This is a genomic window from Saccharomonospora saliphila YIM 90502 (assembly GCF_000383795.1).
In the GTDB taxonomy this organism is placed as follows: domain Bacteria; phylum Actinomycetota; class Actinomycetes; order Mycobacteriales; family Pseudonocardiaceae; genus Saccharomonospora; species Saccharomonospora saliphila.
This window is the reverse complement of the sequence record NZ_KB912602.1, coordinates 12,826-23,472: the sequence shown is the minus strand read 5'-3', so window position 1 is coordinate 23,472 and position 10,647 is coordinate 12,826. Positions and strand designations below refer to the sequence as shown.

At 69.6% G+C, this 10,647-nt stretch carries 13 protein-coding genes and 1 pseudogene; 5 read left to right on the top strand and 9 right to left on the bottom strand.

Going from position 1 to position 10,647, the window contains the following annotated elements; genetic code table 11:
- Nucleotides 1-75: 75 nt before the first annotated feature.
- Nucleotides 76-279 (top strand): annotated as a pseudogene (locus SACSA_RS24245) (non-canonical purine NTP pyrophosphatase); the annotation flags it as partial.
- 52 nt (nucleotides 280-331) lie between these two features.
- Here SACSA_RS24245 and bcp read toward each other — a convergent pair.
- The 3 genes from bcp to SACSA_RS0101225 form a co-directional block, all read right to left on the bottom strand.
- Nucleotides 332-811: a thioredoxin-dependent thiol peroxidase gene (gene bcp / locus SACSA_RS0101235; RefSeq protein WP_019812866.1), complete on the bottom strand. Its 480-nt coding sequence runs from the start codon at nucleotides 809-811 to the stop codon at nucleotides 332-334.
- 30 nt (nucleotides 812-841) lie between these two features.
- Complete coding sequence (locus tag SACSA_RS0101230; protein ID WP_048876301.1) at nucleotides 842-1,375, bottom strand: hypothetical protein; 534 nt, start codon at nucleotides 1,373-1,375, stop codon at nucleotides 842-844.
- 249 nt (nucleotides 1,376-1,624) lie between these two features.
- The gene (locus tag SACSA_RS0101225) at nucleotides 1,625-1,807 is read right to left on the bottom strand and encodes a hypothetical protein (RefSeq protein WP_028661418.1); all 183 of its coding nucleotides are present in this window, start codon (nucleotides 1,805-1,807) and stop codon (nucleotides 1,625-1,627) included.
- 218 nt (nucleotides 1,808-2,025) lie between these two features.
- Between SACSA_RS0101225 and SACSA_RS0101220 the strand changes: the two genes are divergently transcribed.
- On the top strand, nucleotides 2,026-3,276 hold the full coding sequence (locus SACSA_RS0101220) for an ABC transporter substrate-binding protein (protein WP_019812862.1): 1,251 nt from the start codon (nucleotides 2,026-2,028) through the stop codon (nucleotides 3,274-3,276).
- A 90-nt stretch (nucleotides 3,277-3,366) separates the two neighbouring features.
- On the opposite strand, the gene SACSA_RS0101215 is transcribed toward SACSA_RS0101220, so the two are convergent.
- From SACSA_RS0101215 to SACSA_RS20945, 4 genes are read right to left on the bottom strand one after another with little or no spacing between them, the layout of a single operon-like run.
- Complete coding sequence (locus SACSA_RS0101215) at nucleotides 3,367-4,095, bottom strand: ABC transporter ATP-binding protein (RefSeq protein WP_019812860.1); 729 nt, start codon at nucleotides 4,093-4,095, stop codon at nucleotides 3,367-3,369.
- Nucleotides 4,092-5,012 carry an ABC transporter ATP-binding protein gene (locus tag SACSA_RS0101210; protein ID WP_019812858.1) on the bottom strand — a complete coding sequence of 307 codons (921 nt, stop codon included), beginning with the start codon at nucleotides 5,010-5,012 and terminating at the stop codon, nucleotides 4,092-4,094. The genes SACSA_RS0101215 and SACSA_RS0101210 overlap by 4 nt, the downstream gene beginning before the upstream one ends.
- Nucleotides 5,002-5,994, bottom strand: coding sequence for a branched-chain amino acid ABC transporter permease (locus tag SACSA_RS0101205; protein WP_019812856.1), 993 nt, complete (start codon nucleotides 5,992-5,994; stop codon nucleotides 5,002-5,004). Before SACSA_RS0101205 ends, SACSA_RS0101210 begins: the two co-directional genes overlap by 11 nt.
- 11 nt (nucleotides 5,995-6,005) lie before the next feature.
- Nucleotides 6,006-7,001, bottom strand: coding sequence for a branched-chain amino acid ABC transporter permease (locus SACSA_RS20945; RefSeq protein ID WP_019812854.1), 996 nt, complete (start codon nucleotides 6,999-7,001; stop codon nucleotides 6,006-6,008).
- A gap of 194 nt (nucleotides 7,002-7,195) precedes the next feature.
- Between SACSA_RS20945 and SACSA_RS0101195 the strand changes: the two genes are divergently transcribed.
- The 3 genes from SACSA_RS0101195 (at nucleotide 7,196) to SACSA_RS0101185 (ending at nucleotide 8,295) form a co-directional block, all read left to right on the top strand.
- A complete protein-coding gene (locus tag SACSA_RS0101195; protein WP_019812853.1) occupies nucleotides 7,196-7,435 on the top strand; it encodes a hypothetical protein in 240 nt (79 codons plus the stop codon).
- Nucleotides 7,436-7,725: 290 nt separating this feature from the next.
- Nucleotides 7,726-7,929, top strand: a complete 204-nt coding sequence (locus SACSA_RS0101190) for a cold-shock protein (RefSeq protein WP_019812852.1) — start codon at nucleotides 7,726-7,728, stop codon at nucleotides 7,927-7,929.
- Between the two features lie 153 nt (nucleotides 7,930-8,082).
- Nucleotides 8,083-8,295: a hypothetical protein gene (locus SACSA_RS0101185; RefSeq protein ID WP_157596556.1), complete on the top strand. Its 213-nt coding sequence runs from the start codon at nucleotides 8,083-8,085 to the stop codon at nucleotides 8,293-8,295.
- A 360-nt stretch (nucleotides 8,296-8,655) separates the two neighbouring features.
- Here the strand turns inward: SACSA_RS0101185 and SACSA_RS0101180 are convergent, their stop codons facing one another.
- A complete protein-coding gene (locus SACSA_RS0101180) occupies nucleotides 8,656-9,528 on the bottom strand; it encodes an urea carboxylase-associated family protein (RefSeq protein WP_048876300.1) in 873 nt (290 codons plus the stop codon).
- Nucleotides 9,525-10,268, bottom strand: a complete 744-nt coding sequence (locus SACSA_RS0101175) for a GntR family transcriptional regulator (protein WP_019812847.1) — start codon at nucleotides 10,266-10,268, stop codon at nucleotides 9,525-9,527. Before SACSA_RS0101175 ends, SACSA_RS0101180 begins: the two co-directional genes overlap by 4 nt.
- Nucleotides 10,269-10,647: the final 379 nt, after the last annotated feature.

Genomic DNA, 10,647 nt, shown 5'->3' with positions numbered 1-10,647 from the left:
CGCACGCGCCGCAGATCCTCGGTCAGCTCCCGCTCCACCCGCCGATCAGACCGAGCATTGATCTTGTGAACGAGGGTCCGGGGCGAGTGGCCGGGCCGGATCGTGCGCGCCCCCCGGGGCGAGAACGGCTTCGGCTACGACCCGATCTTCGTCCCGGAGGGTGCGTCGCGAACGGCGGCGGAACTGACCCCGGCGGAGAAGGACGCGGGCTCCCACCGGGGCCGGGCGCTGCGCGATCTGGTGCCGCACCTGTCGGCGCTGACGGCCCACGCGCGCTGACCGCCCCGGCCGGGCAGGCGCTGACACGGCCGGGGAGCCGCACGGGCGAGGGCTATGCGGCCAGGTCCAGCTCCTTCAACAGCCGGGCGACGTGCCCGGTGGCCTTGACGTTGTACTGGGCCACCGCGAGAGTGCCCTCCGGGTCCACCACGAACGTCGAACGGATGACGCCCTGCACGATCTTGCCGTAGTTCTTCTTCTCCCCGAACGCGCCCCACTCGGCGAGCACGGTCTTGTCCGGGTCGGACAGCAGCGGGAAGGTCAGGCCTTCCTTCTCGGCGAAGTTCGCCAGCTTGCCCGGCTTGTCCGGGGAGATGCCGAGCACCTGGTACCCGGCGCCGCCGAGTTCGGCGAGGTTGTCGCGGAAGTCGCAGGCCTGCTTGGTGCAGCCGGGTGTGCCCGCGGCGGGGTAGAAGTACACCACCACGGACCGGCCGCGGAAGTCGGAGAGCGTCACCGGGTTGCCGTCGCTGTCCGGGAGGGTGAAGTCCGGTGCCGCGTCGCCGGGGGAGAGCCGTGTCTGCTCGGTCATGGTGGGACAGCCTAGCCAAGCGGCGGGTGGTTACACCGACCCGGTGAACACGGCCTTCACCGTCTCCGTCGCCTCCGGGTGCAGGGTCAGCCGCAGGTGCGTCGGTTGCTCGCGCACGGCGAAGGCGAGCGTGAAGTCCTCGGTGCCGCCCGCGGGGATATCCTCGTCGGCGTTGACGATCCCGGTGTAGCCGTAGGCGGCGTCCTTGACCTGTTTGATCTCCTCGCCCGCGACGGTGGCCTTCACCGAGAGCTTCGACAACCGGTAGGGCTGTTCGCCGTCGTTGAAGACCTTGATGCCGAACGCCACCGCCCGCGCGGAGGACGGGTAGGCGTTCTCGCTCGGCCGGAAGGTGTCCGGCGACGACACCGTGATCATCAGCCCGGACGAGAAGCGGTACTGGGAGCCGAAGGTGACCGGTCCCCGCTGTTCCGGCGTGGGGGAGGTCGTGCTCGCCGACCGGCCGCCCGAACTCGCCGTGGCAGCGGTGTCCTCGCCCGCCGGCGGCGCGCCGCACGCGGTGAGTGCCAGCACCGTGCACAAGGCCACGGCGGGCCTCGGCATCCGCACAGCCGCACTCCTTTGATCCGATCGCCCCGTGGGCGCTACTCCGTTCGGCGGCGCAGACGCCGCCCCGTCTACTGTCCCGAGGACCGCCGGGTGGCGGCCAGCCGGAACGGGGCGTTGAGGCACACCTGCATTCGGGATGTGTCTTCGTCGTGATGTGTGAGCGTGGTTCGTGAGCCACGTCACCGGTAGGTCGCGTGATCGTGCGGTGGACGCGCCCCCGCCGCGCGCGGTGGTGACGCGCGCTCAGACCGCGATGGCGAAGAAGAGGATGAACACCGCCAGACCCGCGAGCCAGACCACGATCAGCCAGCCCCAGTCGCGCCACGGGTCGACCACCCTGTTGTCCTCACCGGGCACGTACACCCCGCGCTGCTCGAACCAGTCGGCCCAGCGTTCCGGCCAGTCGAGCAGGCGCCGCGAGACCATGCCGCCATCCTCCGCGTCGTTCACCCGGTGTGTGGTCCCCAATACTCCGAGCGAGTGGCGCCGGGCGCAAGTCAAGGCGCTGTATCGATCGGTTCCGCTCTGTTCCCGCGACGTCGGTGACGATCTAGTCTCTCTACTCTCGCCAGGGCAGCCGTGCGGGTGATCCGAACCGGGTCGGCACGCGGCCGCCCACGAACTCGGACGATGGGAGGCGGAGGATGCGAGCGTCAGCCTGGTGGCGGTCGGCGATCTTCCTGAGCGCGACGGCACTGGTGGCCAGCGCGTGTGCCACCGGTAACGGTGGCGAGCAGGGCGACGACGGAGGGGACGGCGTACTCCAGCTCGGGTACGTCTTGCCGGAGACGGGGCAGCTCGCCTTCCTCGGGCCCCCGCAGATCGAGTCGGTGGGCCTCGCGGTCCGCGACATCAACGAGGCGGGCGGTGTGCTCGGGCAGCCGATCCCGGACGTGGTGGCCAGTGACGAGGCCGGTCAGGAAGGGGTCGCCGTCGACTCGGCACGCCGGGTTCTCTCGTCCGGGGTCGACGCGATCATCGGCGCGGCCGCGTCCGGGATGTCGCTGGCGATCATCGACAACATCACCGGGTCCGGGGTCGTGCAGTGCTCGGGTTCGAACACCGCCGCGACCTTCAGCGACTACAACGACAGCGGCTTCTACTTCCGCACCGCCCCCAGCGACAACCTCCAGGCGCCCGTGCTGAGCGACGTGATCAGCGGTGACGGGCATCAGCGGGTCGCGCTGGTGGCGCGCGCGGACGACTACGGGCGCGGTCTGATGGAGGCGACGAGGGCGGCGCTGGAGTCGGCGGGCGCGACCGTCGTGCTGTCCGAGACCTACGACCCGGAGGCGACCAACTTCGACCAGGTCGCGCAGCAGGTCGCCGGTGCGGACCCGGACGCGGCCGTGGTCGTCGCCTTCGAAGAGGGCGCACAGGTGTTGCAGGCGATGATCGAGGCGAACGTGGGTCCGCAACAGATCGGGATCTACGGCACGGACGGCCTGCGCAGTGCGGAGCTGGCGTCGCTGGTGTCGCCGAACGACCCGAGTGTCGTCTCCGGGATGAAGGGCACCGCACCGACCGCGGAGAACGACGAGTACAGCAAGCGCCTCAAGGAATTCGCGCCGGAGCTGACCGAGATGCAGTTCGCGCCGCAGGTCTACGACTGCGTCACGGTCATCGCGCTGGCGGCCGAGGCGGCGCAGTCCGACGACCCGGGCACGTTCGTGACCCGGATGAACGGCGTGACCAAGAACGGCCAGAAGTGCACGTCGTTCGCCGACTGCAAGGCGCTGCTCGACGAGGGCGGCGACATCGACTACGACGGTGTGAGCGGACCCCTCGACTTCGTGGAGGAGGGCGAGCCGGGCACGGCGACCTTCGACGTCTACACCTACGACGAGTCCGGCGAGCTCCAGACCCTCGGTACGGAGCAGGGCTCGGTCAACTGAACCACCTCGCGATCGATTGACAAGCCGTCAAGGCCTCCTTCACTGCACTCAACGCAGTCAAGGAGGCCTTGACGGCACGGCAACAAACCGTCAGCGGACGCGGGCGAGGGTGCCGAGGTAGAGCTCGACGACCTTCTCGTCGTGCAACAGGTGCGAACCCGTGCCGGTGTAGGCGTTGGTGCCCTGGTCGAGGACGTACCCCCGGTCGCAGATTTGGAGGCACCGGCGGGCGTTCTGTTCCACCATCAACACCGCGACCCCGGCGGAGTTGATCTGCCGGACGCGCTCGAAGACCTGGTCCTGGTACACCGGGGACAGCCCGGCCGACGGCTCGTCGAGCAACAGGACCTCCGGCCGCATCATCAGCGCACGGCCCATGGCCAGCATCTGACGTTCCCCGCCGGACATCGAGCTGGCCTTCTGGTCCCTCCGCGCGCCGAGCACCGGGAACAGCTCCTCGACGAAGTTCCTGCGCTCGGTGAACTCCTTCGGCCTCAGATACGTGCCCATGCGGAGGTTCTCCTCCACGGTGAGCGGTCCGAACACGTTGTCGCGCTGGGGAACGTAGCCCAGCCCGCGGGAGACCAGCGTGTGCGCGGGCCGGTTGGTGAGGTCCTCGCCGTGGAAGCGCACGGTGCCCGCGCGGACGCGCAGCAATCCGAACACGGCTTTCACCAGCGTCGACTTGCCCGCGCCGTTGGGCCCGATCACGCCGACGATCTCGCCGGGGTACAGGTCGAGGCCGCACCCGCGCAGGATGTCCACGCCCGGCACGTAACCCGCGTACACCTCGTCGGCCACCAGGACGGGCTCGGTCATCGTCGGCCTCCGCTTCCGTGCTCGTCGGGTCCGGAACCACCGGTCTCGGAATCCTCCGGGCCGGGTGTGTCGGAGCCGGGTTCGTCGTGGTGGCGGCCGAGATAGGCGTCGATCACGGCGGGGTCGGCCCCGACGGTGCGGGGCGGCCCCTCCGCCACGATGCGGCCCTCGGCGAGGCACACGACCCAGTCGCTGATGCCCATCACGACGTCCATGTCGTGCTCGACGAAGCACACCGTCAGGCCCTCGTCCCGCAGGTCGGTGATGTGGCTCAGCAACGACTGGGTCAACGCGGGATTCACCCCGGCCATCGGCTCGTCGAGCATGACCATCGTCGGGCGCATCATCAGAGCCCGGGCCATCTCCAGCAGCTTGCGCTGGCCGCCCGACAGGGTGCCCGCGTACTCGTCGCGCATGTGGGCGAGCTTGAACCGTTCGAGCAGGTCGTCGGCCCGCCGCTCGATCTCCTTCTCCTGGCGGATCCACACCGGGGGAAGCAGGGACAGCAGCATGTGCTCCCCACGCTGCCCGGTCGCGGCGAGCTTCATGTTGTCCAGCACCGACAGCTTCGACAGCGTCCTGGTGAGCTGGAAGGTACGCACCAGGCCGCGGCGGGCGATCCGGTGCGCACCACGGCCCGCGACCGGGGTGCCGTCGAACGACCACGTTCCGGCGTCGGCGCGGTCGAACCCGCTGAGTACGTTGAACAGGGTGCTTTTGCCCGCGCCGTTGGGGCCGATCAGCGCGGTGATCGTGCCGCGCTGGACCTCCAGACGGTCCACGTGCACGGCGGTGAGGCCGCCGAACGCACGGGTGACGCCTTCGGCGACCAAAAGCGGGTCGGGTTTGGTCGCGCCGGGCTCGGCGGCGACCCGGGCCAGGGCGGCGGCCACGTCGGCGGGGGTGTCAGCGGGCATCGAGCAGCATCTCCTTCCGACTGCCGAGAAGGCCTTGCGGCCGGAAGATCATGAGCAGCATCAGGCCGAGCCCGACGAGCGCCATCCGGAGGGCACCGACTTCGGACGGGCTGATGACCGCGGACGAGACGATGCCGTTCGCGATGGCCTCCCGCAGCAGGCTGTCGAGGAAGGTCAGAATCCCCCAGAACAGGACCGAACCGATGATCGGGCCGAACACCCGTCCCGCGCCGCCGAGCACCAGCAGCGTGTAGAGGTAGAAGGTCACGACGGGGTCGTAGCTGTCCGGGTTCACCGACTGGTTCTGCACCGCGAGCATCATCCCCGCCAGCGAGCCCAGTGCGCCGCCGAAGACGAGGCTGGCCATCTTGTAGGTGTAGACGCTCTTGCCGAGGCTGCGCACGGCGTCCTCGTCCTCGCGTACCGACCGCAGCACGCGGCCCCACGGGCTGCGCACCAGCAGCCAGACCACCAGCGTGGCCAGGGCGACCAGGCTCCAGGACACCGTCAGCACCCACATGTCCCTGGCGCTGAACATCAGCGTGAGGAACTGGTACTGATCCGGCGGGAACGGGTTGAGGTCGTAGAAGCCGTTGGCGAACTGTTGCAACCCGAACACACCGCCGGTGACCGGCTCGGACCACTCGGACCGGTAGAACAACCGGAGTATCTCGCCCGCCGAGATGGTGGCGATCGCCAGGTACTCGGCACGCAGGCGGAGGGTGGGCACGCCCAGCAGCAAGGCGAGCGCGACCGAGCAGGCCAGCCCGACCAGCACCCCCGCCGCCAGAGAGAGCCCGAACGTGGAGACCGAGACGGCGACACCGTAGGCGCCCACCAGCATGAAGGCGACCTGGCCGAAGTTGAGCAGACCGGTGTAGCCGAAGTGGAGATTCAGCCCGACGGCGGACAGCGCGTACACCGCCGCGACCGGTCCGATCCCGGCACGCAGAGCGTCGGAGAGGATGACTTCCCAGTTCATGGTCTACCGCCCTAGCCCACTCGTTCCCGCGTGCCGAGGATTCCCTGTGGCCGCACCAGCAGGACGACGATGAGCGCGAGCAGCGCCCAGGCGTTCTGGAGGTCGACGGGGAACCAGAGGCTTGAGCCCTGCGCGACGATGCCGATGACGAAGCTGCCCGCCATCGCGCCGTAGGCGGACCCGAGTCCGCCCAGGATGATCCCGGCGATCATCAGCAGCAGAAGGCGGAAGCCCATGTCCCAGGTGACGATCTCGGCGAGTCCGAAGAAGACGCCGCCGAGCGCGGCAAGGGCACCGCCGAGCAGCCACACGACCAGCACCACCCGCTGCACGTCGATCCCTGAGGCCTCCGCGAGATCCCGGTTGGCCGACACCGCCCTGATGGCCGTGCCGATACGGGTCCTGCGCAGCAGGAGGGCGACGCCGACGAGCACGAGCACGGAGAGCACGGTGATCGTCAGGTCCCGCGGGGTGATACCGACCGGCCCGACCGTGATCGGGTCCTGCAGGTCGTACTCCCGGTACGAGCCGGGCCTGCTGCCGAAGACGACGAGCGTGAGGTGGCGCAGGAGCAGGGACAATCCGATGGCGACGATGAACGCGTTGATCATCCCGGTGCCGCGTGCGCGCAGCGGGCGCCACAGGCCGAGTTCGGCGACCGCTCCGACGATCGCGCCCACTACGACGGCGATGACGGCCGCGGCGACGATGTGCAGGCCCGGGCCCGCGGCGGCGACGTTGACGAAGAACGCCACGACCGCGCCGAGGGTGACCAGCTCGCCGTGCGCGAAGTTGATCAGATGCGTCGTGCCGAAGACCAGGGAGAGCCCGACCGCCGTGATCGCGATGATCGCGCCGAACTGGATGCCGTCGACCAGGGCCTGAGCGGCGCGGTCGACGAACGTGGGACCTCGGGGTACCTCGTCGCCCTGTGCCGCGGCCCTGGCGGTGGCCGGTGTCACGAGCAGCAGGACGAGCGCCGGTACGAGGAGTCGGAGTACACGCACTGCCACCTCGCGCGCCGGTTCGTTTTCTCTGTGGGCGAACAGTGTAAGCGCACGTACCGCGATTGAGTGGTTTCGCGCGAGATCGTTACCAGAAGTAGTCATGGCCAGCGTCACGACGGTCCGCGCGTCATAACTGGTTCGTCCGTTCGTCTGTATGTGTAGTCCGTTCGGGGGCTACGAAGGAGTGGAGAGTCATGGACGAACGAACGCCCGAGATGCTGGCCGTGCTGGCGGCCCTGCACGACGAACTCGGCGCCGTCGTCGACGCCCTGCGTGCGGGGCCGGTCCCGGTCACCCGACAGCACCAGCTCGCCGCGCGCCTCATCGAGGCCGGTGAGCAGCTCGACGAGCACGCCGACCGGCAGTCGTCGGCGAGCAACGGGCACGCCGACGGGTTCGGCTTCTCCGACAACCGCGGGCGGTGGCGGGACTGATCCGGCGGGACGTGGTGCGCGCCACCGGCTGCCGTCGACGGTGCCGCGCGGTGTGCGCTATGATCGCGGTGTGCCGGGGACTTCCCGGCAAGCAGCGGCACGGGTGAGATCGTGCCCTGTTCAGTCGCATGTTTTGCGTGTTCGTGTTCTCTCACGTCCGCGGAATTCGGTTGCGGACGTGTCGCTTGTCCTCGCGGTAGCTGGAGTAGTGGCCGTCTCGAACCTGCGGCTGCCGGTGGCCGCTCGATGTGGCCGCCGGGCAACACCTTGAGCGTCGCGAAGGAGACGACATGACAGAGGGAACCGTGAAGTGGTTCAACAGCGAGAAGGGCTTCGGCTTCATCGCCCCCGACGACGGCAGTGGTGACGTGTTCGTGCACTACTCCGAGATCGACGGCCGCGGATTCCGCAGCCTTGACGACGGCCAGCGCGTGGCCTTCACGGTCGGCCAGGGCACCAAGGGCCCGCAGGCCACCGGCGTGCAGGCTCTCTGAGCCTCCCGGTTCTTCGACGCTGTCGAGACACACGCACGCCGCACCACCGGTGCGTTCCGGTGGTGCGGCGTGCGTTCCCGGCGCTCGGAGTCGCGGTGTCCGCGTGCCACGGGCCGCCGAACCGTCGACACCCATGACGAGGAACTGATCACTGTGACGACATCGTCTTCCCCGGAACTCCGCGACGCGGAGTTCTCCTCCACCGACTCCTCGGCCGACGTGGCACCCGTGCGGTTCAGCCACACCACCGAGGAGGAACCGGTCGACTACCGCGAGTTCGCCCCGCACGGGAGCGACTCCACCCACTCCACCGACCCCACGGGCACCCTGCGCACTCCCTTCAGCGCCCCCACCCGCGCGAGCTGACCCACGAGCCCCGCGAGCCGCCCCCTCCCGCTCGGCGAGTTGCCCTTTCGCGTTCGCGAGTTGCCGTTTCGCGTTCGCGAGTTGCCCTTTCGCGTTCGGTGAGTTGCCCCCTCGCATCCTTGGGGCATCCCTAACCCGCCGGACTCGCCTGCGCACGTTGCCTGGACCGGCGCCAGGGGCGTTCCGAGGACGGCTTCCTTGGTCGCGGATCGCTAACGCGACAGCAACTCACAAGCCCCAAAGGGGCAACTCGCGCGGCCCAAGGGGCAACTCACCGGGTCTCAAGGGGCAACTCGCGGGCGTGAAAGGGCAACTCGCGAGGGGGGTGAGCCGCCGTGCCCCGTGCCACGACCAGGCCGATCACGGAGCCTGGGCCAGGCCCGTGGCCGTCCACTGCGGGGCGAGAAGTCCGTGCAGGCCCGCGTAGGCGGGCACTTCGGGCACCGACCAGCCCTCGACCAGTTCGGGCGCCGGGCGGTACACCTCGACGGCCAGCGGGCGGCACACCTCGATCGGGTCGCGGGCGTCGGGGCCCCACAGCGGCACCGAGAGGTCGCCCGCGGGACAGGTGGACATCGCGCAGAGCAGGTCCTGTTCGGCGAAGAACTCGAAGAAGTCGCCCGCCGTGGCGGGCGAACCCTTCATGAAGTACTCGTCGTCGGCGTTGAGGCCGGTCAGGGTGAAGATGTTGAGCACATCGTGCACGTCGAACTCCGTCAAGCCGTACGGCAGCACCGCCCGGGTCAGGTTCGAGTGGCAGTGGAAGTCGAAATCCGCACCGGTCAGAATGCGGTTGACGTACGGGTCGCACCGCGCACCCAGCAGGTCGTGAACCCGGGCTCCGTCGCTGTCGACCCCGTACCAGTCGAGGGTGTCGTTCGTGATCGTCAGTAGCGGCCGCAGGTACGGCAGGGTGGACCAGAGGCGGTCGTACCGGGTCACATGGGCGCCCTGCAACTGGCGCGTGCGAGAGGTCCACAGCCGTTCCTTGGGGTTGTGCCGGTTCCACACGTTGAAGTCCCCGCACTGGGGACCCTCCGGGGTGGTCACCACACGGCAGAGGTGCCCGGCGGGCACCTCCCAGGCACGACCCGACCGGATCGGGACGACGAACCGGTCGACCAGCTCGCGCCCCGCCGTGTCCTCGGCCAGCCGGTCGTAGAAGGCGGTGTCGACGTCGAGCACCGTGCCCGTGACCGGCCGGTACATCGCGCTCGGTCCCTTGTCACTCATCTCGTGGCCTCATTCCCTCCGTGCCGACGCGCAGGATCCTCCACCCCGCGCGAACCTTGTCGCGTGTGCTCCTCCCGTCCGCGGCGGAGACCGTCAAGGACCTGACGTTCCGACTCCTCAAGGTAGAGCTGGAGCACGCCGACCGAGCGGGTCCTGCGCCCGTCGCGGAGAAGCTCGTACAGCTCGCGGTCCCGGGCCGCCCAGCCGCGCTGGAAGCCTGCCTCGTCGCCCGAGGCCGCCCAGGCCAGGCGAAGCTGGGCGAGAACCGTGCGAAAGAACTCGTCGAGCCTGCGGCTGCCCAGCATCGCGACCAGCGCCTGGTGGAAGCGCAGGCTGGCGGTGCCCGCCTCGCGCCACCGGCCCGCGCGCTCGGCCCGTTCCTTGGACACCACGGCCGCCTCCAGCCCGGCGAACGCGGCCTCGCCTGCCACGGCGCTCTCGGTCGCGGCCTGAACCTCGAGGACACGACGTGTGCGGTAGAGGTCGCGCACCTCGGACGCGGTGAGGGTGCGGACCGACGCGCCCCGGTTCCGCTGTTGGACGACCAGTCCCTCGGCGGTCAGCAGGCGAAGCGCCTCCCGCAATGTATTGCGGGAGATCTCCAAGTCGGCGGCGACGGACACCTCGCGCAGCGCGGTGCCGGGCGGCAGCGCCCCCTCCAGGATGCGCGTGCGCAGAACGTCGACCGTGCGCCCGGTCGCGCTCACGGCGTCCACGGCGGCGTAATCGTCCTGTCGCATGCGGACCACGGTACGGGCGATATTGCTCAACAATCAACCCGGCATCACCGCCACTGGAGGTGCGTTCGTAGAGCCAGGCCGGTACTCCTGTTGAACAAACGGACACTTCGCGGGATCACCAGTGGTGCCGACGTCCGTGTCGCGAGCGTGCGCGAGCCGCGCTGCTACTCTGCCGACCGAGGACCTGGGGGAGCAGAGGATGGGTACAGCGCACTCCGCGAACGGCGCGCATTCCGCGAACGCAGCCGGCTCCGCGAGCGCCGCGGATTCCGCGAACGCGGCGGACTCAGGGGACACCGCGCACGACACGGACGCGACCACCGGCGTACGGCGGCGAGGCCGGAGACGCTGGGGTGGCCGGGTCGCGCCCGGCCCGAGG